This is a genomic window from Agaribacter marinus (assembly GCF_030160655.1).
GTDB classification, from domain to species: Bacteria; Pseudomonadota; Gammaproteobacteria; order Enterobacterales; family Alteromonadaceae; genus Glaciecola; species Glaciecola marina.
On the sequence record NZ_BSOT01000005.1, the window covers coordinates 1,040,009 to 1,066,119 of the forward strand.

A 26,111-nucleotide genomic window follows, 5' to 3' on the forward strand; every position below is an offset into this window, starting at 1 on the left:
TGTATTTCATTGCAAAACATTTTATCTAATGTTACTTTATTGTAAATATGATAACGCTATCATATTGATGCACACTGAGTTTAGAAGTAACAAAGGACGTATTTAGAATGATTAAAGTTAAAACACTAGCACTGAGCTTAATTGCCATCAGTGTCATTACGGCTTGTGGTGGTTCCTCTTCATCAGATCCCACACCAGCGCCTGAACCTACGCCAGCACCTATGCCTGATCCTGCACCAGAACCAGAGCCAGAACCAGAGCCAGAACCAGAGCCAGAACCAGAACCAGAGCCAGAGCCAGAGCCAGAGCCAGAGCCAGAGCCAGAACCAGAACCAGAGCCAGAGCCAGAACCAGAGCCAGAACCAGAGCCAGAAGGCACGCCTGTATCAGGTGACTTTATTTTGCAAGCAGAAGACTTTGTTGCTAGTGGTGGTGACGGTCGAATTGAGCGCGGAAATGGCGACATTATTAACTGGTTTAACGCTGGTGATTACGTTGAATTCGTGATTAACATCGATAAAGGCGGCCTTTACGAAGTATCATACAGGGCCGCGACGCCCGAATCTGACGCAGCGGCTGAATTGCTGGTCAGTAACGCGAAAAAGACAGGACTTGTTTCCATTGGTAAAACGCAAATATCTACTGGTGATTGGGGCATATTTGAAGACTTTAAAGCCAGTGCTCAATTTAATATCTGGACGGCTGGCGACAATACGATTCGTCTCGTAGGTGCTGGGACGTCGGGCTTCCAATTTAATACTGATTACCTAGAATTTACTCGCGTAGGCGACGTCGATACTAGCGTCGATACGGATGATGACGGTGTCGGCGATTTAGACGACGCGTGTGAAAACACACCTGACGGTGAAACTGTTGATGCCGTTGGTTGTGCTGCGTCACAACTTGATTCAGATGATGATGGCATTAAAGATGACGTCGATCAATGCCCTGATACTTCCAGCGACGTTGTAGCAGATGCAACGGGTTGCCAGCATACCGGAAATACCATCGATGTGAATATGGCAAACCCTAGCCTCCCTTCATTTGTGACCTTTAGTCAGACTACCCCAGCAGGTAAACGTTGGGAGAAAGTAGAAAGCTTATCGGATGAATTTGAAGGCGATTTCAATGCCAGTAAATGGGCAAAATCGTTTTGGAACTATGCTGACACACCTGTAGATATGCAAGCTGATAACTCCGGTGTTAGCGACGGTAATATGTGGATAAAAGCGACGTTAGCGCCTGACCACGAAACGAATACACAGTGGTTTGAAACCGCACGTGTTGTTTCAGTTGATAAAATTAAGTTCCCGATGTACACAGAAAGCCGCATAAAAGCTTCCTACATATCAGCCTACAATACGTTTTGGTTGAACAACGGTGATGCGGACAATCGAGATGAAATTGACATTATCGAGAATAACGCTAAACCGTCCTACACTGGCGTTGGCGGTAACTTGAATCAATTTGTGTACGCTGATTTTCCATGGAAAATGGCCTCTCAATACTTTATCGTCAAAAATGGCGTGACCGAGCGCCGAGATGATAACGTTAGCAACAGAGACTTGTCTGACGAAAACACCTTAAAAGGGATTGCTTGGAATGAGGCATATCACGTATTTGGTGCATGGTGGAAGGACGCAAATACGGTCCAATTTTACTTGAATGGTGAAGAAGCGGGCTTAGTAACCACAGACCAATCCTTTACATTAGACCAACAATTGCTGTGGGATCTTTGGACTCAGGATTCACCTTGGGTAGGCGGACTGCCCGAAAAAGAAGAACTTTTGGATGACAATAACAATACTATGTACATTGACTGGGTGCGTACATGGAAATTAATCGATGAGTAATCACTAGTTCTGATTTACAAATACAAACCGGCAGTGATAATCACTCGCCGGTTTTTTTCTTAGTAAACATGTTTACGTGACTCTTTCGACAGAGGGGTAGTACTTTCTATTGGCGACACTAGCCTTGCGTATTGAAGCTATTAATAACCATTTTTTCGTTACTTTTTTGGAGTTTATCGATAGCCTCCTGACTAAGCTTAGTGTGAGATACATCGAGATTTAGCAGGTTTCCAGCACTTGCAAACCTTAACAATTGTGTATCTGTAATTGAACTTTTACTAAGCTTTAACCACATTAGATGTTCATTAATTTTAAGCAAACTTTGCAGTTTTTCGTCGCTAAACTCCTTGGCATAGTCAGCGTAAATTACACTCACATAAGGCTTTCCTTGTTGCACTCTACTAATATGAAAACCCGCTTGCTCGAGTTCGGCAACCAACTGTGGTGATATCTCATCTATCGTTTTAATCACTTTCAGCTCGCCAAGCCCAAGCGTTTCAATAAGCAAACTAGTTAAATCTTCACTTGTATTTAAGCTACTCACACTAGTAATATTTTGCGCGCCATTTTCGATCCACCAACCTATCAATGTCACCTGTTGCTCAGTTAAGGGCGTTTTACCGTCGGCAGGCATAAAGTCGTCATGGTATTCAGGCAGAGTGATTCGTCTGTATAGCTCACTATTTTCTAATCCCCCCCTTGTTCCCACCGCCATCATAGTGGCTTCATAACTGGCAACACTGTATTCACCTTTTGCTTTTGAGTCATTGTGACAACTACTGCAGCGTTGCTGCAATATTGGCTCAATGATATGAGGATAAACACTAGCCTCGTCTAACGAGCTGGGATTATCACCTTGCACTTCCATGCCTGTTAGTTTTTTTACAAAATTCGGCGCATGCTCCACAAGAAACGTTTCACCATGTGTCATATTTGCACCATAGTGCCCTGTCGCAAATAATAAAAACAACTGGAGTAAAGATAAACTGACGATAGATTTTCGATGCTTGTGTTCATCTTTCGTCGATATCTTTCCAAAATAAAACCAGCAAAGAAATGCACACAAAATTACGCCTATTGCCCAATTCCTATGGGTAGCAATGGCTTGTTCGTTATATCCGCCGCCAAGCGACAAAAGATAACCCAGCAAAGCAGCTCCCGCAGCACTTATTGCTCCCCACAGCCATACAGTCTTAACTAAGGGGGGACGCGCTTGTTTTTTATAAACTGCATAAATCTCTAAACAGGCCACCATTAACAAAATGCCTAAGGGTAAATGCAATAAGAGAACATGAAAACGACCTAAAAATTGTATTAAGTCCATATAAAAACCTCGAAATCAGCTAAATAAAACATTTAGCTCGGAGCTAAACCAATAGTTCTTTAACTACATGACCGTGCACATCAGTTAAACGAAAACGGCGTCCCTGATACTTGTATGTTAGGCCAGTGTGATCAATCCCCAATAAATGCATGATCGTGGCTTGCAGGTCATAAATATGCACAACACCTGGTACGTAGTGATGTTTATCTCCCGCAATGGGTTGTCCATCAGCATTCACAATGTTGTATCCATAGTCATCTGTCTTACCGTATATTAAGCCGGATTTGACTCCTCCTCCCGCCATAAACATAGTGAAACACCGGGGATGATGATCCCTACCATAATTTTTTTCTGTTAACTCACCTTGACAATAACTTGTACGGCCAAACTCTCCTCCCCACACCACAAGCGTATCGTCTAACAGCCCACGTTGTTTCAAATCGGTAATTAAACCAGCGGTTGCCTGATCGACATCTCTTGCTTGTTTAGGCAATGCTCCTGGCATATTGCCGTGTTGATCCCATCCAGTGTGATATAACTGTATGAATCTGACATCTCGCTCGACAAGACGACGTGCCATTAAACAGTTTGCTGCATAGGTACCTGGCGTCCGCGCGTCCTCACCGTAAAGTTTAAAGGTATGCTCAGGCTCATCCTTTAAATTAGTTGCATCAGGTATAGAATCTTGCATGCGATACGACATCTCGTACTGAGATATACGAGATAAAATTTCATGGTCACCACTACGCTGATATTCTTTTTGATTAAGTTTCATGATCGTATCGAGCATTCTGCGGCGTGTAAGCCCCTCAATTCCACTAGGGTTGTTGAGGTATAAAACCGAGTCTGCTCCCGAACGAAATTGCACACCTTGATAATCTGATGGCAAAAATCCACTTCCCCAAAGCCTCGAATATAAAGGTTGGCCATTTGGTCTGCCCGTACCTCTCGAAGTCATTACAATAAATGAAGGTAGACTATTATTCTGTGACCCCAAGCCATAGCTTACCCATGCACCAAAACTAGGGCGCCCAGGTAACATGAAACCCGTTTGCATAAGGGTTATTGCCGGATCGTGATTTATGGCATCTGTCGCCATCGAATTGATGATGCACAAATCATCGCTTATTCCCGCAATATTTGGCAATAAATCACTAAACCATGCGCCGTTTTCGCCATATTGTTTAAAATCCCATTTAGAGCCACAAATGGGGAAAGAGTTTTGATCTGCAGTCATCCCGGTAAGGCGTTGTCCGTTGATCACCCAATCCGGCAATTCTTGTTTGTGCTGCTCTCGTAACAATGGTTTGTAGTCAAATAAGTCTTGTGTAGATGGCGCACCACTTTGGAATAGATAAATAACGCGTTTTGCTTTAGGTAAAAAGTGAGGAGAGCCAAGATAACCATGATCTATCCCCGCATTGGCTAACATTGGCACACCACCACTCATTGCAGCCGCACCAGCCATTAAACCAGCACCTGACCGCAAAAATTCTCGGCGACTTATAGATTTAGCATTCGTCATTATTATTGTCTCGTAATAAATTCGCTAAGATTCATAACTGCAGAACTTAATACTGCGTAGGCAGCAATATCAGCCTGATATTCGTTTGTTATCTCGCTGTTGTAAGCCCCCACATTCAGTAATGCACGAGCACGCTCTGGATCGGTAATAAACTCTTGATTAACTTCATCATAGAAGCGCAACAATTCCTGCATTTCTTCGCTTCCTAGATCTCGGTTTAGCAAACTTCTTGCAATATAATTAATTCGTTGTTCTGACCCAGAAGTGTGTTCATAGGCTTTATGGGCTAATACCCGAGCCGCCTCAACATACTGGGGATCATTAAGTAACAACAGTGCTTGTAAGGGAGTATTTGTACTTTGCCGACGAGATACACAATAATCTTTTGTTGAAGCATCAAATAAAGTCATGGAAGGCACACCCACTGTACGTTTCCAATAACTATAAATCGAACGTCGATAAAGTCCTTTACCACTGCTTTGTTGGTAAGTACCTTTGGCCGCAATCGCTTCCCACAAACCATCCGGTTGATAAGGCTTGACACTAGGGCCACCTAGCTCGTCAACTAACAAACCCGAAGCCTGCAACGTACTGTCTCTTATTGCTTCAGCGCTCATCCTAGCGCGAGTGCCCCGTGCAAGAAAAATGTTCTCGGGGTCGTTAGGTGTTATACCTCCCGGAATATCTGAACTTTGCCTGTAAGTACTTGACAACATCATTAACTTCATCATGTACTTAACGTCCCAACCTGATTGTTTAAACTCGATCGCTAACCAATCAAGTAGTTTAGGATGAGATGGCAGTTCACCTTGGTTGCCAAAGTTCTCTGAGGTAGTGACAATCCCCCTGCCGAAGATTATTTGCCACAATCGATTAACCATTACCCTCGCTGTCAACGGATTGTCGTCTGAAGCTAACCATTTAGCCAGTCCTAATCGGTTTTGAGGGTACTCTCCTTGTAAGTCACCAAAATATGAAGGAATGTTGGCTTGCAGAATTTCAGATTTCTCTGGCTGACTATAGTCCCCTCTGCTAAGCAAATATGTAGGGCGAACAGGGTCTTCAGTTGGCGCAACATCTTGCATTACCATAGCAACAACTGAATGATATCCTTCTAAACGCTGTTGCTTTTCCTGAGCGATAAAATACTCCGATTTCTCAGATAAGTAGAGTTTATTACTACTTAATTGCTCTGTTGGGTACGCTTCATTGCGATTACCCTCTAGTCCCCAAGGAGACAAACTTGCAAGTTGTGCTACAGTTTTCTCATTTAAAGTTGTTTCAAAAAAGCGTACTTCATCAATATCTCTGCCGCGGTATTTATTTGGCTCACTAAAAGGCGTCGCGCCAAAGTTCAATCGAGTCCAACCGGGATCGGTATCACCACTTAAATTGTCTTGAATCACTTTGCTCTGAAGCTTTTTTCCATTTAAAAACAGGCCGACACCAGAGGCTTTTCCATTTCCGTCATATTGAACATAAACATGTTGCCACGCATTGTCTTCAGGTAAAGAGTGAGAAACCACTTTTAAAGCTGATTCAGGCCAGGCATTGATTACTGTAAACTCCAACTGATTTTGCAAGTTCAAGCTTAGGTCAAATCCCCTGTTCGTAGTATGTGATAGCATCGACGCAAGCTTGAACCCTTTAGAAGGCGCTGAATTGAGTTTCACAGCGGTTTTATCTTGATATTCTGGGATGCTGTCGAGAATGGCTAGTTCATCATCGGTAGGACTGCGAGTCCAAAGACTTACGCCAATGGCTTGATTATTCTTAAAGCTCGGGCGGTGACGTGATTGTAAGAACCCAGTATATTTTCCACTTGCAGAAAAGCGCAGGGCGTTACCGTATTTTCCAGGCACAATCAAGGTATTCGCAAGGTCGATATTTTCATTTTTACTGTTATAACGTTTATCAAACGCAAAATATCTGCCCTTATCATGACTCAAGCTGTCTACTAGCGCTTTATCAAACGAAGAACTTTTATATTGAACGTCGTTCTGATTTTCAAATATTTTTAAATCACTACCAATGGCATTGATTTTTTTTATCAACCGCTCAGCTAACTGTCTATTCTCGTCCTCAGCGTAATAATGAACATAAGGCTTAGACGTTAGACCATTAGCCTTTCCCGTTTCTGCTGTATTATTAAAGAATGCAAACATTCTATAATAATCTCTTTGGGACAGTGGATCATATTTATGATCGTGACAACGGGCACACGCCATGGTCTGTCCCAAAAATGTAGTAGACGTCACATCTATTTTGTCGGCAATATATTCAACCCTAAATTCTTCAGGAATAATGCCACCTTCATTGTTTAAAGACGTATTGCGATTAAAACCAGTGGCGATTATTTGCGATTTACTCGGGTTACTCAACAAATCTCCAGCAAGTTGCTCCGTCATAAATTGATCAAATGGCATGTTTTCATTAAAAGCGTTTATCACCCAATCGCGCCAAGGCCACATATTTCGTGGACCATCGTTTTGGTAACCATCCGTATCTCCATATCGCGCCAACTCCAGCCAATAGCTAGCCATTTTCTCGCCATAGCGGGGCGACGCAAATAAATCCTCAAGTAAAGTTTCATAAGCATTTTCTGAATCATCACGCAAGTACTTATCCATCTGTTCAGCCGTAGGGATAACTCCTGTTACATCAATAAATGCACGGCGAATTAATGTCGCCTTATCAGATGTTTGTGTAGGAGTTAAACCTTTTTGTTGCATTTTACGCAGCGTGAAAAAGTCAATGTCGTTACTCGGCCAGTCACTTTCTATTTTGGGTAACGCTGCTTTCTTTGGTGGAATATACGCCCAATGCTTCTCATACTCTGCTCCTTGATCTATCCAAGCTTTAATTATTTGTATTTCTTGCTGAGTAACCGTTGTGTGGGATGAAGGCGGCGGCATAATATAATCTGGATCTTCGGAAATGAGTCGTTGATACACGACACTTAATTCTGCATTACCCGGGACAATTGCTTGAGAACCATCTTTAAACTTTTTATAAGCCATTTCTGGTGAATGAAGTTGTAAATCTGCTTTGCGATTGTCGGCATCTTGCCCATGACAAGCAAAACAACGGTCAGACAAAATTGGCTTTACTTGCAAACTATAACTTATTGACTCATTTGGATTAAAACTCTCACCAAAAACACTTGATTGCGTTTGTTGCTCGCTGTTACATGCAACTAAACCAATATAAGCAATTGCTACCCAAATTGGCTTAGTCAATAAGTACAGTCGTACTCTCATATTTACCGCTCATACTCTAAATTGTCATTTATATTAAAATATTGTCATGAATGTTAAATTTGTTTCCTTAAATTTATATTTATTTCAATTATTTTTAACAATATAGTAATTACTGGAAGTTAACGGCTATGTATAAACCAGTCAAACCTCACTTCATGCGCATCGCTATTCAGTCGCGTTGCTTGTTTTTTAAAATCATTGCAATCAACCCATTTATTATTTAATTTTTATACAGAAAGAACAACATGCACTATTAACACTGATGAGAGTTTCTCATTTTGCATCTTAGCGCCGACTAATCATGCTCAGTCAGCAGTGCTATAGTGAGCGAAAAGGCCTAAACATGATAAGCGTACTTGATATATTTAAAGTGGGGATTGGGCCATCGAGCTCGCACACGGTTGGGCCGATGCTGGCAGCAAAAACGTTTTGTGACTACCTTCAACGTGAGCAAAAATTAACTGACGTCACACACATTTATACTGATCTCTATGGTTCTTTAGGGCAAACTGGCATAGGCCACGGAACAGGGAAAGCCATAATTTTGGGGCTACTTGGCTATACGCCAGAAGACGTGCCCGTAGATAAAATTGACTCTCTTCTTCAGACCGTTGCAACACATCAGCGCTTGAATATAAATAATCAACACGATATTGATTTTCCTAGTCAAGGTGCAATTACATACTTTCGCCGAAAAACACTTCCTAAACACGCTAACGGTATGATTTTTAGAGCATATTCTAACGACAAGATATTGTCTGAAAAAACCTACTATTCAATTGGCGGCGGCTTTGTAGTTGAAGATAGCGAGTTTGAGGCACAAAAGCTGGTAAAACTTTCAGAGCAACACAAAGACGTGCCCTACCCGTTTACGACCGCAGCAGAATTATTAGCCTTATGTTCTGACGAAAACATGTCTGTAAGTACGTTAATGCTGAAAAACGAATCCGTGTTTTTGGACGAAACCACCTTGCGGCAACACTTAATTCATATATGGCATGTGATGAAATCTAGTATCCAAAATGGTATCAGTAAAAAAGGGGTTCTTCCTGGAGGCCTTAGAGTCAATCGGCGAGCATCGTCTTTATACCAGAAATTACGCTCCGAAAGCTCGACGACCAAAAATAGTGATGTAAAAGTGGCTAACGATCCTATGCAAATACTTGATTGGGTGAACCTTTTTGCGTTAGCCGTAAATGAAGAAAACGCTGCTGGAGGCAGAGTAGTTACCGCCCCTACAAATGGTGCAGCAGGCATTATTCCAGCTGTCATGAGCTATTTCGATGAGTTTGTAAAACCATTAGATGACGACACCGCCTGTCGCTTTTTATTAACAGCAGCTGCGATTGGCATATTGTACAAAAAAAATGCCTCAATTAGCGGCGCAGAAGTTGGCTGTCAAGGTGAAGTTGGCGTCGCTTGTTCTATGGCTGCTGGCGCATTGACCGAATTGGTTGGAGGAAATATACAACAAGTAGAAAATGCCGCTGAAATAGGCATGGAGCATAATCTTGGCTTAACGTGTGACCCCGTGGGCGGCTTGGTACAAGTACCATGTATAGAACGCAATGCTATGGGCGCAGTTAAGGCCATTAACGCGTCTCGCTTGGCTATGCGAGGTGACGGACATCAAAAAGTATCTTTAGATAAGGTGATAAAAACTATGTGGGATACAGGTAACGACATGAAAAGCAAATACAAAGAAACCGCCCGTGGCGGTCTCGCAGTAAACATAATCGAGTGTTAAGTATTAATAACTTAAGAGCAAAACTTTATTTTACAGGTAGGGTCAAACCTTTGAACATTTTTTCAACTTCGTCGTTATTTTTTTGCATCATTGCGCGCTCTACAACATCTTTTGTCAAGTGCGGTGCAAAACGTTCAATAAAGTCGTACATGTAATTCCGTAAAAATGAGCCTTTTCTAAAACCAATTTTCGTCGTACTGTAATCAAACAGATGGCTCGCATCAATTTTTACTAAATCAGAATCCAAGTTTTCATCCACCGCCATTGAAGCAATTACACCAACACCGACGCCTAATCTCACGTACGTTTTGATCACATCGGCATCAGTAGCTGTGAAGACTATTTTGGGTTCTAAACCTGCTTGAGTAAACGCGCGGTCGAGTTCAGAGCGGCCAGTAAAACCAAACACGTAGGTAACCAAGGAATATTTTGCAAGATCTTCGATTGTTATCGAGGTCTTTTTAGCTAAAGGATGTGCCTTGTTAACGATAACTGAACGATTCCAATGGTAGCAAGGTAACATGACTAAATCGTTGTATAAATGCAGCGATTCGGTCGCAATTGCAAAATCTGCTTCACCTTTTGCAGCTAAATCGCTAATTTGTGACGGCGTTCCTTGATGCATGTGCAGCGATACTTTTGGAAACTTGCTCATAAAGCCTTGAATCACATCAGGTAATGCGTAACGCGCCTGTGTATGCGTAGTCGCTATATTGAGTTTACCTTGATCTGGTAGTGTATGTTCTCTTGCAACCGCTTTAATACTTTCAACTTTTGCTAAGATTTCACGAGAAATATTAATAACTTCATTACCAGCATCGGTAACATGTGTAAGGTGCTTACCACTTCGACCAAAGATTTGGATGCCTAACTCATCTTCGAGCATTCGTACCTGTTTACTAATGCCTGGTTGCGATGTGTAGAGATTTTCAGCCGTCGCTGAAACGTTCAAATTATTATTTAATACTTCGACGATATAGCGTAATTGTTGTAGCTTCATGCAAAACCTTGTTGAAAATATCCAATGGCATAGATCGAGTTTGTCATTCGGTCTAATTTTTTCGGTACAGCTGCCGATAGTTTGTTACAAGAACTCGTTACTGATAATAGCGAATATAAAACTAAAATGCATAAGAAAATTACTTTTTTATCTGCATTTATTACTTATTAATTTTCATAAACGACGAATTGGCCAAATAACTATGTCGCAAATATCTTCTACAGACGCTGGGAACGCACCTGAACAAATTGAATTTACGTCGGTAATTGCGGTTGCAATTCATGATATGAAAAACAGCTTAAGTTTACTGATGCAGTCTATAGAACAAATGGCAAATAATTTTCCAGATGACGCAGTTGACGCCCTTGATAACTTAAATTCAGTTCATTACGAAGCAAACCGCATGAACACAACACTTGTACAAGTGTTAAGCCTCTATAAAGCGTCGGTAGACGCTTTACCCATCAATGTGGATGAAGTGTATGTTTGCGATCTTATTGAGGAATTAATCGACTCGAATGCTGTTTATGTTAAACAAAAAGATATTCAAGTATTGTCTGACGTAGATGAAGATTTATCGTGGTACTTTGACAGAGATCTTGTATACATGATGGTTTATGACGTAATAATAAATGCCATCCGCTATGGCTGTAGTAAAGTATCGTTAAAGGCCTTTATGGAAGACCAGAGACTGACCATTCAAGTAGAGGATGATGGCCCTGGGTACCCTTCGTCCATGCTTGAAATGTCCACTATCGAACTTACGCAGCAATGCATTAGTGAAGGACGCACAGGACTAGGCTTGTTTTTTGCCCGTTTGATCGCCCAGACACACAAGAATCAAGGTAAACAAGGAAGTATCACTCTCGCCAACAGTGATATCACTGGTGGTAGCATCTTCACGCTACAGTTACCGTAATAAAGGACTATTCATGAGTTACACTATTATCATTATTTTAATTACCGCCATCATTGTTGGTGGTATTGCTGCATCTGCTGTACAACAGCATAATGAGCGAAAAGAAGCGCAGAAACGTGATGAAATAAGTAAACATAAAGCTATATTAGATGAGACAGAAGTAGCAGTTTCAGCAGCTTCACAAATGCCCGTATCTAAAAAACTTATCGCGATATTACGAAAGCGCTCATTAATGGCGTTAAAAGGCATTAATGCACAATCTCCGTCCGCAGACATCAAAAATAAAATTAAAGAAACCACTAGGCTCATTGAAGAACTCAACGTAGAAGAGCCAGCGCCAGATCTATCGACTTTCAACCTTCCCTCATCGGACAAAATGATCATTAAATATATTCAGGCTGTCAAAAAGCTACGAAATATACTACGTGTTGAAAACGCCAAAGGGAACATTTCGGTTAACGACTACAAAGCAGAAGATAAAACCCTAGAATGTCTGCAACTCAGAGTAAATGTAGAAACGCTTAATAAAAGAGGGAATGATTCAGTGACGGCTGGTTTACAAGGCTCTGCGCGCCAATATTTTGAAAAAGGAATTGCTGCGCTTAAAAACCATAAGCCACAAGATGAGTATACGCAAGCTAGAGCAAGTGAACTAACGAAACAGATAAACCAATTGGAAAGCACAGTTAAAGATAACAATATGCAAGAAGTTTTAGCTCAGAAGAAAAAAGAAAGCGAGGATATCGACAACTTATTCGCGCCGAAGAAGAAATGGTAGGAAGCAATTAAGTTATTTGAGTAAATACCGTACATTGAAAAATATGATGAAAGCGCTGAATTGAAAAGTTACACAGAATTACTGGTAAAAATCATAAATTATTAACAAAATATTTTCATTCTTCCCTCATTTAGTTCACGATAGGATAGTCTTCTTTTCGCATCTCTCAAATTTGAGGCTCTCTAGTGAACAATTCTTGGTACATCGCAGGTTTACTGTGCGCATCTACAATTTCATGCACAACAACGTCTACTGAACCCTTAAACGGATCGTCGACGTTAACAAGTAAACATTTGGTAGATACGATAGTTGAAAAAGACGCCATTATTGTATTTGAAGCGGAAAACTATGCATCTCAAACGCTAAATGAATCAAGGCAATGGTTAAGTTTCAGCGAGACAAACAGTGAATCACTCTCTCATAATTTTGCTGACGCTGACCTTCCGCATCTAGATGGCGCAAGTAATGGTGAATATCTCGAAATATTACCAGATACGCGAACAAATCATGATGAAGCACTTATACCCGGGGAGAATTTTACGGACAAGCCTGGAGAAATGGCAATACTCAGTTACCCAATTTATGTAACGACTCCGGGACGATACTATGTTTGGGCCAGAGCATATAGTACGGGTACAGAAGACAACGGTATGCATATTGGCTTAAACGGAGACTGGCCGGAAAGCGGTCAACGTTTGCAATTTTGTAAAGGTAAATTTGCCTGGACATGGTCTAGTCAACAGCGCAGGCCAGATAACCACTGCGGAGACCCAACGACGCTCTGGATAGATATAGACAAGCCAGGCCAGCACATGTTGACTGTGTCGATGCGTGAAGATGGCACTGAAATCGACAAATTTATCTTAACGCAAGACAAGAATTACACACCTGTTGGTATGGGCCCTAGCGTAACAACATACAATGCCCCCGAATTAAGTGAACGTACCGCGCTAAAAGATATTACGCACTACTACAAAATATTGGATGCAAATACTTATTTTACGCCCAATGATGCCAGTAAAGAGTATTTCTATTTCGACGAATGGCGAAAAGCAGCGGCAATCAATGCGGGCAAGCCAGATGCTCGAAATATTTTCGTGCGTGCGAGCTATGAAGTCCCTGCGAAGTTACCTAGCAAAGCTCTCAATATGCAATTAGTAACCTTGTCAGAAATTGACGGAGAATCTTCTTATCGGGTATTCATCAATGACCAACTGATTGGCGAGTTTACAAATGCTGAAACAACTATCGACTATAGTGAAAATACTTTTGATCTAGGTCTGCAATCATTAAAGCAAGGCGACACTATTCACGTAGAAGCAAATGCTGTCACCAATGGCAAGATACCTGAAGGCGATATTACCGCATTTTCAAGAGGTAGATGGCGTGCGCTTGTGCTGCAGCATCCACTGAATAAGCGCTAGCCGCAGTACTAGTATTACGACTACTTGCAATAACACTACGAGTAATAAACATTGTTCATGCATTCTTTTTTACGCATTTAATTAAAGTGAATACTTCAATATGAAAAAAATAGTTATCGGCATTTTTTGCCTAGTCATTGCATTACCTAGTATTACGGCGTTCGCAAACTCGTCAATTGATGCGCTCCTTGTTACTGGCCGAGCAAATAAATATCACAACTGGGAAGCAACAAGTGCAGCAATAAATCAACATTTGAACGATGCTGGGATATTTAAGGTAACTAAAATTGTTACTTCACCGAGCGGAGAATCTCTCGATGATTTTAAACCACAGTGGCACAAGTACGATGTCGTTATTTTAGATTACGAAGGTGAAGAATGGATTGAATCCACAAAGTCTGCCTTCGTCGAATATATTAAAAATGGCGGTGGACTTGTGCTACTGCATGCGAGCGACAATAGTTTTCCTAATTGGAAAGAATACAATGATATTATTGGCATGGGTGGTTGGGGTGCGGCTAGTCTTCATTCGCCGCAGTTGTCAACCAAAGGCACACCAAAAGGCGGTAGCCGAAACGAAAAATGGGGCCCTTGGGTTTACTATCACAATGGTAAACTTGTAAAAGATACTTCTCCAGGCGGAACGTTTCACCCGCCAGGTCAAGATTTTTTAGCCACAACACGCAATTTTGAACACCCAATTACAAAAGGCATGCCTGAAAATTGGTTAATCAGTAAAGACGAATTGTATTCTCGCTTACGAGGCCCCGCAAAGCATATTGATATATTAGTGACTGGCTTTGCAGATCCTGCCAAAGGGCGTGCATCGCTGTATCATGAACCCATTCTTTTTACCGTTCAGTATGGTAAAGGACGAGTTGTTCACAGTACGCTTGGACATGCTGGATTAAGAGACACTTCAGATGCCGAGTCTCTCAATAACTTAGGGTATATTACGACATTACAACGCGGCTCAGAATGGGCTGCGACAGGTAAGGTTACACAAGAGTTACCTGACGATTTTCCTACCGCTTATACCAAATCTAACAGAGTGACATCGTCAAGCCATTGGACAAACTTGCTTGACAACGACTTAAGTGATTGGGAAATATTTATGGGCGTTCCTCACGCTAGCGTCGAATTTGATGATGACTTTTCTGTTGAAGAAGGAAAACCACTCGGTGTAAATGTTGATCCCAAAGGTGTATTTTCAACAAAACAAGAAAATGGCGAAACCATTCTACACATTACGGGTGAAGTATTTGCCGGATTAACAAGTAAAAAATCATTTAAGAACTATCACCTGCAAATGAAGATGCGTTGGGGCGACAAAAAATGGGAGCCGCGCTTAGATAAAAAACGTGATTCTGGCGTGTTGTATCATGCACATGGCGAACATGGCGCATTTTGGAATGTGTGGAAAAGCAGCTTAGAGTATCAAGTACAAGAGTCAGATATGGGCGATTTTATCACCCTTGCAGGTCCCAAAGCTGATGTTCGATACAGTAAGCAAGGAAAACGTCATGTATTTGATGTATGGAAAGACTATCAAGAATGGGATGGTTATTTACATGCTCAGGTTGAAGCAGATCGCCCACACGGCGAGTGGAATACCTTGGATATATATGTAATTGAAGATCAGGCAATTCATCTAATTAACGGTCGTGTCGTAATGGCCCTAAAAAATGCCAAAGATAAGAATGGACAACCATTGACGGAAGGTCAATTGCAAATTCAGTCAGAAGCCGCTGAAGTTGACTATAAAGATATCCGTATTAGACATATCCAGCACTTTCCAGCATTGTTAAAACAAAAAGCGAAGTTATAGCAAGCTTATCGTTATTCGCTTCGAACAGGAAAAATTTGGCGCCTAAACTCAAGGCGTCAAAAAAAGGCGCTAGACCAATTCAGAACATAATTGTTATTCTTTTGTGAAGATCTTTGTGTCTAAAAAATAGATGATACTACCATCATGACTTTTTAATGTAATAAGGTGTATCTCGATGACGACAAATAGGTCAACATTATTTTCGCTAACGCTCGTAGCTTCTTTTGTCCTAAGTGCCTGTGGCGGCGGTGGCAGCTCTGATACTAGTGCTCCTCAACCAACACCACCACCTGTTGCACAGCCTGCGCCTGCTCCACCGGTTGAACCAGAAGCACCAGCGGAACCAGAAGCACCAGCGGAACCAGAAGCACCTGCCGAGCCAGAAGCACCTGCCGAACCTGAAGCGCCAGTTGAACCTGAAGCGCCCGCTGAAGTGCTCACTGGTATTTTTGTAGATTCAGCTGTTCAAGGCTTGTCATTCAAAACAGCATCGCAAGACGGGCTTACCAATGCCGACGGTGAATTTACCTATGTAGAAGGTGAATCCGTCACGTTTTCAATTGGCGATATAGTATTTCCCGAAGTCAACGCCAGAGAAATGATGTCACCTCTAGACATATTTGACGTAGACGATGTTAACGACATTCGCGTCAGCAATATGGCAAGGTTGCTCCAAACCTTAGACTTAGACGGTATACCTGGCAATGGTATTACGATTACTGATGATGCGCACAATCAGGCAAATGGTGTTACTGTCAATTTTGGCGCTGATAATTTTGATGAGCAAGTCAATGACGTTGTTGCAAATGCTGGTGCAAATAAAACGAACTTGATTACCGCCAGCGAAGCAATAAGTCATTTAAATGTGACCTTAGGAAACATGCAAGCCAATTCAAGAGACTGTAACGCAGAGACGCCTAAAAAAGGCTACACAGGTGAGCTCACTAGCTTTGCTTATGAAGTAGCAGGCACTGTGACCGTTGTCGATAATTGCACACTTGAAGTAACGATGTTTACATATGTAGACGGCGGCGCACCAAATGTACAATTTTATACGGGAGAAAACTTAAATTTTGAGACAACAAATGCCTTTGGCTTTGGACCACAACTAGAAGGCAGAACACTCAGAAACGAAACCATTCGCTTGCAATTGCCTGCTGGCAAAACGGTTGACGATTTTGACAGTGTTAGTGTTTGGTGCATCGACTTCAACGTTGACTTTGGCAGCACCGTTTTACGCGCGCCCATATAGGCGTTAACGTTAGCCAGAAGCCCTTGTTAATTTAAAGGGCTTCCTTCGTTTTGGATCCAATTAAATTCAGAATATTTGCTGGAGTCACAAGTGATATGCAACGTAAATGCATGTCGTGATTTACTGGAAAGATTAGGCGCGCTAAAGTGAGGTAATAAGCCGTTAAATACAACGAGAGTACCTTTTTTTACGTCTAAAACTGTCGCTGATTCATCTTCTGGCCAAGGTGTTTCATCGAGCACTTTAAGTTCGGTGGTGTCGTCGGGATAACGCAAGAACTGCTCTCGTAACGGCGTATTAGTTGACGCTCTTGATTTATCCGGCGTTTGTACCCGCAAACAACCATTTTCAATTGTCGCGTCTTCAACTGCGACCCAAAAAGTAACTACCGAAATAGGATCGGTGTAAAAGTATGTTGCGTCTTGATGCCAACGTATTATTCCACCAATTTTTGGCTGTTTAAAAATGTACATCGATTGACGAATACGGGGGGTTTGTAAACCCACACTTTTAGCTACTTCTGCAATTTTTGGAGAGTGACTAAACGCGCTAAATGCCGGGTCCAATGTATGCAAAGCATGTCCTATTTTATTGATACTCAGAGACTTCTCTTGCACTAATTCCCCATTGACCGAAAATGCATCTTCTTCATAAAAACAACGTATTTTGTCACTTGAACTTAAAAAATAATCATTTCTAGTTTTATCATGATCTTTGGTCGAAAATATTGAACTCGTTGAACTCGGGTCAAAGTCATCAACTATTTTATTTGCGGCATTCTTAATAGACGACATTTCGTCATTCGAGAAAAACCCAGGTAACACTAGATACCCGTTATTCATATATTCTTGCTGCTGCAGCAGTGTTAACATTTGTACATCTTCTATAGGATTAGTTATTGTGTATGCTTCTTAAGGTACGCTATTGACAAATTTATTCGTCATTCATTCATCAATTGATCACCAACCATAATGGTGCTTCCAATGCCTTTGGTCAAAATTGCGTTTCCACCAAAAAATGCCCCAGGATGATTTTCAAGCGGATTTAATTCTCGTAAAACACCCAATGGTTGAGTTGGTTCACGGCGCTCGCCGGTTTCCTGATCAATCGTGGTTACAGGGCAACGCTCACACGCTTTACGGATAGACAGTTGATATTGCCCATTAACCTCGCTGCAGTTTTGGTAAAACAATTCGTGAAAAGCTGATTCGCAATTGTCTATCACGACATTTGGACGAAATCGTTCAATGCTGACTTCAGAAAACCCACGCGCTTTTAACTGCAAATTCAATGCGTGTAAACTCACCAATGAGGTAATTAGGTATGGAAACCCATCGGCAAAATACGTATTCGCCTCTTCTCCGTCAAATAAATATTTGTCTTTGATAAGGCGCCGGTCTCGTTTGTCAAAACGAACCAATTTTAACTGATGTTTTCTGAACAAGCCAAGTGCCTCAGTCAACCAATCACTGACGTGCCCGCCTTCATCAATCGCACTTACTTGGTTTCCCCAAACAGATACTGTTCTCACGGACTTAGATTCATCTAACACAAGAGGAATACTGATGCTGCCAGCAGATGGATGAGATAAAACCAAGCTATCCGCACTAATGTTAGTGCCTATTGTCGCCATTGAAGGCAGTTGACGTTGCGTAACAAAATTGCCTTTAACATCAACCAACATCCATTCTCGATCGTGAGGTAGCCCTTCGGTAAACAATCTACTTTTTTGCAATTCAATACCACGTAAACCTTTAACTGGATATACGAACAAGCGTGTAATTTTCATATCAACCTTAGAAATAACATTCTCTTATTGATAGTAAACCAGTACTCATGATTTTCAATAGTAGAAACACATATCGAGAATAAAATTGTACAAAATAGCCCTTGTAAACAATACTTTCGTGAGGGTGTTAAATGTGTAACAAGGAAATACATGGCAGGTTTTAACAAAGTTGTGAACAACTACGATGACGCAATGCAAGGGCTTAAAAATGGCATGACCATAATTGCTGGCGGTTTTGGCCTTTGCGGAATTCCTGAAGGATTAATCGCTGAAATTAAACGAAAAGGAACACGTAATTTGACCGTCGTGTCTAACAATTGCGGTATTGACGGTTTTGGTTTAGGTGTTTTACTCGAAGATAAACAGATAATAAAAATGGTGTCATCATACGTTGGAGAAAACGCATTGTTTGAGCAACAACTTCTGAATGGCGAATTGGAGGTAGAACTTACACCGCAGGGCACGCTCGCGGAAAAAATTCGTGCCGGCGGCGCAGGTATCCCTGCCTTCTATACATCAACCGGCTATGGCACACCAATAGGCGAAGGCAAAGATGTAAAGCTATTCAATGACCGGCCATATATATTGGAAGAAAGCATCACCGGCGATTACGCCATAGTGAAGGCATGGAAAGCCGACGCTTATGGAAATTGCATTTATCGCCACACAGCCATGAATTTTAACCCGCTAGCAGCGACCGCAGCAAACGTTACCGTCGTTGAAGTAGAAGAGATTGTTGAAATAGGTAGTCTGTCTCCCGATCAAATTCACACACCGGGTATTTATGTTGATCGCGTGATAAAAGGAACGTTCGAAAAACGGATTGAGCGCAAAGTGATTCAACAAACTGCGCCGTCGAAAGGCACACAATAATGGCCCTATCTAGAGAACAAATGGCAATGCGTGTTGCAAGCGAATTTAAGGATGGCGACTATGTCAATTTGGGCATTGGCATTCCGACGCTCGCCGCTAACTATGTGCCACCAAACATTAGTGTAATGTTGCAATCTGAAAATGGCTTACTAGGTATGGGCGCCTACCCTACGGAACAAGAAATTGACCCAGATATGATTAATGCAGGCAAAGAAACAGTTACTGCATCCATTGGCGCGTCAATTTTTAACTCAGCCGACAGTTTTGCGATGATTCGAGGTGGGCATATAGACTTTACTGTACTTGGTGCCTTTGAGGTCGATGTAAAAGGTAATATCGCATCTTGGATGATACCAGGGAAACTGATCAAAGGAATGGGCGGCGCAATGGACTTAGTCGCGGGAGCAAAAAATATCATCGTCACGATGACACATACTGACAAATACGGTAAATCAAAGCTCTTGACGACATGCAGCCTGCCGCTCACTGGTGTAAATTGTATTACGCGAATCATTACCGATTTAGCCGTGCTAGAAATTAAAAATAACGCATTCTATTTGAAGGAACGAGCACCGGGCGTTAGCGTGCAAGAAATTAAGGATAAAACGGACGGCGCATTAGTCATCGACGGCGTGATACACGAAATGAAAGTATAATGCTTTAGACATAGGGGCAAACCTTATATAATGGCCGTCAGATCATTAAAGCGAGCCTCATCTTTGTTATTTTCAGACCTTCCACTTGACTACAAATTAAAAAAAGCCCTTGAATTGCAGGGATTTTCTGAACTCACAGAAGTTCAACAACTTGCCATTGCAAAAGCCATACTTGGTCAAGATCTTATGGTTGCGTCTAAAACTGGATCAGGAAAAACCTTAGGCTTTCTAGTCCCAGCCATTAACCGTTTACTTTCACAAAAACCTTTATCTAAAAGAGATCCAAGAGTGCTAATACTTGCACCAACGCGAGAATTAGCAAAACAAGTCTTCATGGTTGCTAAAAAGTTAACGCAAAGTACGCGTGTTTCTTGTGCCCTTGTCGTCGGCGGTGAAAATTTTAATACCCAAGCAAATCACCTGAAAAAGAATCCTGATATTGTAGTAGCCACCGCTGGACGAATGGCTGACCACATTAATGCCAAGCACGTTTTTTTCCACGGTTTAGAATTACTAGTGCTTGATGAGGCAGACCGCATGCTCGAACTCGGCTTTCAATCGCAGCTTGAATTAATACATTCGCAGGCCAATCACAGAAAGCGCCAAACGATGATGTTTTCAGCAACCGTAGATTCTGCTGACATCAACCAAATGACAGACACCTTACTCAACGCACCTCAGCGTATTGTCATTGATAAGGTGACGGCGCCACATAGTGGGATTGAACAAGCCTTTTACTTATCGGATCACGTTGAACACAAAGATAAGTTACTGACGGCATTGCTAAAGTTGGACAATCGCCAACAAGCGATTGTATTTACTGCCACCCGAGATGATACAGCACGCATTCAAGCGCACTTAAATGAAAATGGTTATACTGCAATATTCTTGCACGGCGAATTACTGCAGAACCAACGTAACGCCGTTATTAATGATTTCATAAATAATAAAGCCGATGTATTAGTCACCACGGATTTGGCGTCTAGAGGACTCGATATTCGAAATGTTGCCTTGGTTATCAACTACGACTTACCAAAACACGCTGACGAATACGTACATCGAATTGGCCGTACCGGTCGTGCGGGAGATCAAGGACAAGCGATTTCTTTTGTTGGTAAACGCGATTGGTGGAGTTTTAAAGCAATTCAGTCACGACTCATGCAAAGCTTTAAGTTTTCTGAGCTTGAATCATTAAAACCAAAATTCAAAGGCTTAGTATCGGCTAAAACATTGGCTAAAAAATCGATTAAAACAAACGAACAAAAACACAAAAAAATTGATAAAAGCCAACAAGGCAAAGCAAAAATAGTCCGCAAAAAACGTGATGTAGATGCGACTGATGTTGGCGCAATGCCTATGCGCAGAAAGAAGCAAGACAGCGATTAAATGCTAGGGTCTCTCGACCCTACAAGCACTAAAATTTGGTTCAGAAATACCAATCCATTGTCAATTGTAAATGATCATCTTCCTTCAAACCGTATAGAAGATCACTACTTTCGCTGCTTTGAATAATACGAATATCCGCACTCACTTTAATACTATTGCCGACTCTGCGAGTAAACTCGAAAATAAACGAAGAAGCATTGTGTTCCAAGTCGGTACCAATGCCCATTAACAACTCACTGCTTTGAGCATCGTTTATTGCTAATCTAGCGCCCACATAAAGATCATTTTGAAAGTTAGTTGTAACCTCGTTTTCATCACCTTCTCCACGAGAATCCCACGAATGCTCCATCAACAAACCTAGATCTACTACCGAATCAAAAACACCGTATAAAGTATGCTCAAAACCGGCCTGTGTTGCCCAATGGTTCTCAGTGTTAGTATTTCTGTATATAGTTTCCAACTTCCAAAGCGTATCCCCTGCAATCATTTGTGCATCTAAACCAACTTGCTCCATTTGTTGATAATATTGCAGCAAAGCAGGTGTTTGACCGTCCGCACCAACATCCAGATGTAAAATGGGCTCGCGATTGGTCCCTCTAAACCAATGCGTACCAATATCAATATTACCAACGCTATGGCTCCAACGAATGGCTAAATCGATATGTTCATCTTCTTTTGACGACTCATAGCTAACATTATCTTCATCTATGATGATTGGCGCACGTAAGCGACCATCAACACCTGGAAATGTGCGTTCTCGAAAATTCGGCAGCACAAATACATCTAAAATGCCCCAGTCATACACGCCTGAATAGTTGATCATTAACTGACCAAGCTTATCTTCACCATCAAAGTCTTCAACGGTATCGGTCTGATTAATCACATCGACTAAATGCTGAAACTCCGTAACTCCCCAAAACTCTTTACGGATGCCTGTTCGCATTTCCCAGCCATTGTCACTGGCATAAACGTAAGACAATTCGCGAATGTCACCATGGCTGCGCGCGGTGTCTTGACTGTCTTTGCGATAAAAAGGTTTAAATGTGAAACTTTTACTGCCATCATCTGATTGCCAGTAAAGTTCAGGCTCTATCACCAACGACGCTTGTGTTTGGTCAAGTTGACTTTGTAACAGGGGTTCGTTAACAAAATAACGCCCCTCTACACCAATTTTTCCGCTAATTTCAAGCTCTGCCGTATACCCAGTCTCGGCATACGTCAGACAAAAAATTAAACTACTCGCCCATAGGCGTTTACTACAATTCAACATTATTTCGCTCGTTTTAATGCATTCCTGTTAAAATCAGCGTCTTGCAAGCCTGTTTTAAATGCATAATTTGTCCATTCTAAGGTAGTGCTTTTGCCTGTTTGGTGATTTATCATTTCCGCTTTATTTGCACGCCAATACTTCGATAAATATTGTTGATAATCTTGAAAAGTGAGTGTCTTCAACAAACTATTTTTACGATCATAAAAATCCGTTTTTTGGATTCGATATTCGTCTTTGTCCAACCAAACTATACGCCTAGTATAACCTGAGTTCTCATCGACAGGATACTGCTCTACGACAAAGTTATCTAGACCGTTGAGCGTCTCGTCACCAATATATTTATAGGTATATTTTTCGACCTCAAAAGAACTCAAATCTTCAAACGAGAATTCAGTCCCCATAAATGGGCCAGACTTATTGCTTGAAGATATACGTTTGACTCGTTTTAAGGCCGGTAAATATAACCATTGGTCATCTGGCCCCACGGGATGAGAAAAACTCAAAAAAGCCGTGCCTTTAACATCTCTTGGTTGGTTAAATATGGTAAGCGCCTTATCTCCATCATTTTCAACTTCCAAGGTTTTAGTCACGATTTCTCTAACGCTTTCTTCACCTTGTTTGTTACGAAGCACCATCCGCATATTTGCGGAATTGTCTTGCCACCCTTTATCTCTATTTTTTGCTTCTTTAGAGATTGCTAAACCTTGTTCTTCTGGGGTTTCAGCCACCACTCCAAATGAAATGGTAAATGTCGAAACAAGTAAAACAACCGGTAATACTTGCTTAGATAAATGAGCCTTTAACGTGTTTTTAATAAAAAGCATTGAACTGTCCTGTAAATTATAAATTCGAATAAACATCTATTTGACTTGAGTTAGGGTCACCTGCGCATCCCCGACACTATCATTCTTGGCGTGTTGACCAGAGCCACTCTTTTTATCCAACCAAATAAGCAGTGGCGGTAAAAAGAAGAAATCTACAACTAACGCAATCACAATAGTCATCGCAGTAAGCAATCCCATATCTGCATTCAGCGCAAAACTCGATTGTGCGAGTACTGCAAAACCTGCCGCAAGCACAAACGTCGTAACAATAAGTGCACGACCCACATTATCAAACGCATAATGAACTGCATCTATCGCATCTAAGTCCTTTTCTCTACGAGCACGTAGGTATTTACTCAAAAAGTGCACGGTATCATCGACTACAATGCCTAAGGTCATACCCACCACCACAGACAACCCTAAACCAACGTATCCGTAAAACAGCCCCCAAATACCAAAACCGACGGCTGCAGGCACAAGGTTTGGGATCAAACTTATTAGGCCATAACGCCAACTCTTTAGGGCAATACCTAGTAATAAAGATATTAGTAACAAGGCCAATGTTGTGCCAATTAACATACTATATATACTGCGCTGGCCAATATGCGCAAACATTACACTTGGGCTTGCTACCACTGCATTATATCCTCTGCCGTTGTTTGCAAACCACTTATTGATGCTATCTTCCAAATAAAGCATTTCGTTACTCGTAATGTTCTTTAAGGTAACCGAAATCTTCGACGCTGACTTATCCACATTTAATTGATTATTTAAGTCGAGCCCGTAAGGTAAAGACATCTCATACAAAAGCAAATACTGCGCTGATAGCGCTTGATCATCAGGTAATTTATACCAAGCGGCATCATCACCGTGCATGTTCTTATTTAAGCGCATTAATGTGTCAGTTATTGTATTGACATGATCAACCTCGGGTTGTTGACGTAACCAGTCAGTAAAGTCAGCGACGGTTTGTAAGTATTTAGGGTTGTTAATTCCGCTACTCTCACCGGTTTCTACTGAGACTTCAATTAACGCCATCCCCGAAATATTATCTTGCATAAAATCAGCCGCATTACGAAAATCTACGGTTTCATCAAAATATTTTACGAAATCATCATCCAGCTCATTCTGCGGCAGAAAGATAGAAGTACTTAAAATGGCCAAAGCCATTGTAGGCAATAAGACTCTGCGCTTAGACACCACGAAATCTGACAACTTAGACATATTGCTTACTTTAGAGCCATCATCCACTTTTACACGAATAGGTAAGACTCGTAACATTGCAGGAAATACAGTGACAGAAAAAACAAAAGCTAACATGACGCCCAATGCGACTAAATTGCCTAAATCTCGGAAAGGTGGAGAATCAGAAAAATTCATGCTTAAGAAACCAATCGCCGTAGTAACACTCGTTAAAAATATTGGTTGTAAGTTAACTTTAAGGCTACGTTTAATGGCATCCTCTTTTGATGCACCTTGACGCATTTCATAAAACATGGAAGTAAGCACATGTATGCAGTCGGCGACCGCTAGCGTCAAAATCATAGTTGGCGCAGAAGACGAAGGCCCAGTGAGATAAAAACCGGTCCAACCTGCAACTCCCATCGTTGTCGCAATACTCATAATGATAATAACAACCGTGGCAAATGTACCCGCAATAGTGCGTAGCAACACACCAATAACCACAACAACGATTAAAAACATCAAAGGCACTAAGGTGGCACTGTCTTCTAATGCCGATTCCGTAAACGAGGTGTTCATCATCACCATGCCCGAAAGATATACCTCCGCGTCAGGGTTTTGCGCAAGATAAATTTCTTTTATTTCACGCGCACTTTTTGCCACTTCAGGAACTTCTAGACCGACATCAATGCCAGGCAATTGCACGGTCACATTCACTACCGACACATGCCCACTTGGAGAGACTGTTTTATTGACTAAAAGTGGTTCATTTACTGCAACTTGTTTTATTTTCGCTAAGTCAGCGTCACTTAAGTTGCCCGTACTTAGCACAAGTTTTTCCACCGTCATATCATCTTCTTCAGCGTAGGTATGCTGAAAGTTTGTGACAGAGTCTACTCTTGTGGAATAAGGGATTTGCCAACTTGCTTTGGTCAATACCTTCAGCGATTCTAGATGCTCAGGGCTAAATACATTGCCGTCTTTGGGTGCCACAACAAACGCAACATTATCAGTCTTACTGTAGACATTCTGCATAGATTCAAAGGCGATCAATTCTGGGTTCTCATCCCCAAAAAATACGCGATAATCGCCTTTAAAAACTAAGTTTTGCGCACCTGACGCCACCAAGAAAGCGAACAATAAACTGGTGACAATAACCCATATTGGATGCTTGTTTATAAAATCAAAAAACCTGCTACCCATGACTCCGTTCTCCTTTTT

At 41.6% G+C, this 26,111-nt stretch carries 19 protein-coding genes; 10 read left to right on the plus strand and 9 right to left on the minus strand.

Annotation, left to right across the window (positions count from 1 at the left end; translation table 11 throughout):
• Positions 1-107 precede the first annotated feature (107 nt).
• Entirely contained in the window at positions 108-1,853 is a 1,746-nt protein-coding gene (locus tag QQK00_RS06115) for a carbohydrate-binding protein (RefSeq protein ID WP_284216595.1), read from the plus strand.
• Between the two features lie 118 nt (positions 1,854-1,971).
• On the opposite strand, the gene QQK00_RS06120 is transcribed toward QQK00_RS06115, so the two are convergent.
• From QQK00_RS06120 to QQK00_RS06130, 3 genes are read right to left on the minus strand one after another with little or no spacing between them, the layout of a single operon-like run.
• Positions 1,972-3,177, minus strand: coding sequence for a c-type cytochrome domain-containing protein (locus tag QQK00_RS06120; RefSeq protein WP_284216596.1), 1,206 nt, complete (start codon positions 3,175-3,177; stop codon positions 1,972-1,974).
• 43 nt (positions 3,178-3,220) lie between these two features.
• Positions 3,221-4,702: a DUF1501 domain-containing protein gene (locus QQK00_RS06125; RefSeq protein ID WP_284216597.1), complete on the minus strand. Its 1,482-nt coding sequence runs from the start codon at positions 4,700-4,702 to the stop codon at positions 3,221-3,223.
• Between the two features lie 2 nt (positions 4,703-4,704).
• Complete coding sequence (locus QQK00_RS06130) at positions 4,705-7,962, minus strand: DUF1553 domain-containing protein (RefSeq protein WP_284216598.1); 3,258 nt, start codon at positions 7,960-7,962, stop codon at positions 4,705-4,707.
• A gap of 343 nt (positions 7,963-8,305) precedes the next feature.
• Between QQK00_RS06130 and QQK00_RS06135 the strand changes: the two genes are divergently transcribed.
• Positions 8,306-9,709, plus strand: coding sequence for an L-serine ammonia-lyase (locus QQK00_RS06135; protein ID WP_284216599.1), 1,404 nt, complete (start codon positions 8,306-8,308; stop codon positions 9,707-9,709).
• Between the two features lie 25 nt (positions 9,710-9,734).
• Here the strand turns inward: QQK00_RS06135 and cysB are convergent, their stop codons facing one another.
• Positions 9,735-10,709 (minus strand): HTH-type transcriptional regulator CysB, encoded by a 975-nt coding sequence (gene cysB / locus QQK00_RS06140; RefSeq protein ID WP_284216600.1) that lies wholly within the window; start codon positions 10,707-10,709, stop codon positions 9,735-9,737.
• Between the two features lie 202 nt (positions 10,710-10,911).
• Here cysB and QQK00_RS06145 point away from each other — a divergent pair, with 202 nt between their 5' ends.
• The 5 genes from QQK00_RS06145 (at position 10,912) to QQK00_RS06165 (ending at position 16,910) form a co-directional block, all read left to right on the plus strand.
• Entirely contained in the window at positions 10,912-11,628 is a 717-nt protein-coding gene (locus tag QQK00_RS06145; protein WP_284216601.1) for a sensor histidine kinase, read from the plus strand.
• Positions 11,629-11,641: 13 nt separating this feature from the next.
• A complete protein-coding gene (locus QQK00_RS06150; protein ID WP_284216602.1) occupies positions 11,642-12,406 on the plus strand; it encodes a hypothetical protein in 765 nt (254 codons plus the stop codon).
• Positions 12,407-12,591: 185 nt separating this feature from the next.
• Positions 12,592-13,830 carry a hypothetical protein gene (locus QQK00_RS06155; protein WP_284216603.1) on the plus strand — a complete coding sequence of 413 codons (1,239 nt, stop codon included), beginning with the start codon at positions 12,592-12,594 and terminating at the stop codon, positions 13,828-13,830.
• Between the two features lie 100 nt (positions 13,831-13,930).
• Positions 13,931-15,658: a 3-keto-alpha-glucoside-1,2-lyase-like domain-containing protein gene (locus tag QQK00_RS06160; protein ID WP_284216604.1), complete on the plus strand. Its 1,728-nt coding sequence runs from the start codon at positions 13,931-13,933 to the stop codon at positions 15,656-15,658.
• Positions 15,659-15,833: 175 nt separating this feature from the next.
• On the plus strand, positions 15,834-16,910 hold the full coding sequence (locus tag QQK00_RS06165; RefSeq protein WP_284216605.1) for a DM13 domain-containing protein: 1,077 nt from the start codon (positions 15,834-15,836) through the stop codon (positions 16,908-16,910).
• A 26-nt stretch (positions 16,911-16,936) separates the two neighbouring features.
• Here QQK00_RS06165 and QQK00_RS06170 read toward each other — a convergent pair whose 3' ends face one another.
• Together QQK00_RS06170 and QQK00_RS06175 are read right to left on the minus strand one after the other, a co-directional pair.
• Positions 16,937-17,782: a phytanoyl-CoA dioxygenase family protein gene (locus QQK00_RS06170; RefSeq protein WP_284216606.1), complete on the minus strand. Its 846-nt coding sequence runs from the start codon at positions 17,780-17,782 to the stop codon at positions 16,937-16,939.
• 68 nt (positions 17,783-17,850) lie between these two features.
• A complete protein-coding gene (locus QQK00_RS06175) occupies positions 17,851-18,699 on the minus strand; it encodes an MOSC domain-containing protein (RefSeq protein WP_284216607.1) in 849 nt (282 codons plus the stop codon).
• A 150-nt stretch (positions 18,700-18,849) separates the two neighbouring features.
• On the opposite strand from QQK00_RS06175, the gene QQK00_RS06180 reads away from it, so the two are divergent.
• From QQK00_RS06180 to QQK00_RS06190, 3 genes are read left to right on the plus strand one after another with little or no spacing between them, the layout of a single operon-like run.
• Positions 18,850-19,572, plus strand: coding sequence for a CoA transferase subunit A (locus QQK00_RS06180; RefSeq protein WP_284216608.1), 723 nt, complete (start codon positions 18,850-18,852; stop codon positions 19,570-19,572).
• Positions 19,572-20,228, plus strand: a complete 657-nt coding sequence (locus QQK00_RS06185; protein ID WP_284216609.1) for a 3-oxoacid CoA-transferase subunit B — start codon at positions 19,572-19,574, stop codon at positions 20,226-20,228. The genes QQK00_RS06180 and QQK00_RS06185 overlap by 1 nt, the downstream gene beginning before the upstream one ends.
• A 30-nt stretch (positions 20,229-20,258) precedes the next feature.
• Complete coding sequence (locus QQK00_RS06190) at positions 20,259-21,614, plus strand: DEAD/DEAH box helicase (RefSeq protein WP_284216610.1); 1,356 nt, start codon at positions 20,259-20,261, stop codon at positions 21,612-21,614.
• Positions 21,615-21,654: 40 nt separating this feature from the next.
• Here QQK00_RS06190 and QQK00_RS06195 read toward each other — a convergent pair whose 3' ends face one another.
• From QQK00_RS06195 to QQK00_RS06205, 3 genes are read right to left on the minus strand one after another with little or no spacing between them, the layout of a single operon-like run.
• Positions 21,655-22,884: a hypothetical protein gene (locus QQK00_RS06195; RefSeq protein WP_284216611.1), complete on the minus strand. Its 1,230-nt coding sequence runs from the start codon at positions 22,882-22,884 to the stop codon at positions 21,655-21,657.
• The gene (locus QQK00_RS06200; protein ID WP_284216612.1) at positions 22,884-23,708 is read right to left on the minus strand and encodes an outer membrane lipoprotein-sorting protein; all 825 of its coding nucleotides are present in this window, start codon (positions 23,706-23,708) and stop codon (positions 22,884-22,886) included. Before QQK00_RS06200 ends, QQK00_RS06195 begins: the two co-directional genes overlap by 1 nt.
• A gap of 36 nt (positions 23,709-23,744) precedes the next feature.
• Positions 23,745-26,093 (minus strand): efflux RND transporter permease subunit, encoded by a 2,349-nt coding sequence (locus QQK00_RS06205; RefSeq protein ID WP_284216613.1) that lies wholly within the window; start codon positions 26,091-26,093, stop codon positions 23,745-23,747.
• Positions 26,094-26,111 lie beyond the last annotated feature (18 nt).

Bases quoted from the DNA above. Each gene is read 5' to 3' on its own strand.
- QQK00_RS06115 (WP_284216595.1), top strand. From the start codon at position 108: ATGATTAAAGTTAAAACACTAGCACTGAGCTTAATTGCCATCAGTGTC.
- QQK00_RS06120 (WP_284216596.1), bottom strand. From the start codon at position 3,177: ATGGACTTAATACAATTTTTAGGTCGTTTTCATGTTCTCTTATTGCAT.
- QQK00_RS06125 (WP_284216597.1), bottom strand. From the start codon at position 4,702: ATGACGAATGCTAAATCTATAAGTCGCCGAGAATTTTTGCGGTCAGGT.
- QQK00_RS06130 (WP_284216598.1), bottom strand. From the start codon at position 7,962: ATGAGAGTACGACTGTACTTATTGACTAAGCCAATTTGGGTAGCAATT.
- QQK00_RS06135 (WP_284216599.1), top strand. From the start codon at position 8,306: ATGATAAGCGTACTTGATATATTTAAAGTGGGGATTGGGCCATCGAGC.
- cysB (WP_284216600.1), bottom strand. From the start codon at position 10,709: ATGAAGCTACAACAATTACGCTATATCGTCGAAGTATTAAATAATAAT.
- QQK00_RS06145 (WP_284216601.1), top strand. From the start codon at position 10,912: ATGTCGCAAATATCTTCTACAGACGCTGGGAACGCACCTGAACAAATT.
- QQK00_RS06150 (WP_284216602.1), top strand. From the start codon at position 11,642: ATGAGTTACACTATTATCATTATTTTAATTACCGCCATCATTGTTGGT.
- QQK00_RS06160 (WP_284216604.1), top strand. From the start codon at position 13,931: ATGAAAAAAATAGTTATCGGCATTTTTTGCCTAGTCATTGCATTACCT.
- QQK00_RS06165 (WP_284216605.1), top strand. From the start codon at position 15,834: ATGACGACAAATAGGTCAACATTATTTTCGCTAACGCTCGTAGCTTCT.
- QQK00_RS06170 (WP_284216606.1), bottom strand. From the start codon at position 17,782: ATGTTAACACTGCTGCAGCAGCAAGAATATATGAATAACGGGTATCTA.
- QQK00_RS06175 (WP_284216607.1), bottom strand. From the start codon at position 18,699: ATGAAAATTACACGCTTGTTCGTATATCCAGTTAAAGGTTTACGTGGT.
- QQK00_RS06180 (WP_284216608.1), top strand. From the start codon at position 18,850: ATGGCAGGTTTTAACAAAGTTGTGAACAACTACGATGACGCAATGCAA.
- QQK00_RS06185 (WP_284216609.1), top strand. From the start codon at position 19,572: ATGGCCCTATCTAGAGAACAAATGGCAATGCGTGTTGCAAGCGAATTT.
- QQK00_RS06190 (WP_284216610.1), top strand. From the start codon at position 20,259: ATGGCCGTCAGATCATTAAAGCGAGCCTCATCTTTGTTATTTTCAGAC.
- QQK00_RS06195 (WP_284216611.1), bottom strand. From the start codon at position 22,884: ATGTTGAATTGTAGTAAACGCCTATGGGCGAGTAGTTTAATTTTTTGT.
- QQK00_RS06200 (WP_284216612.1), bottom strand. From the start codon at position 23,708: ATGCTTTTTATTAAAAACACGTTAAAGGCTCATTTATCTAAGCAAGTA.
- QQK00_RS06205 (WP_284216613.1), bottom strand. From the start codon at position 26,093: ATGGGTAGCAGGTTTTTTGATTTTATAAACAAGCATCCAATATGGGTT.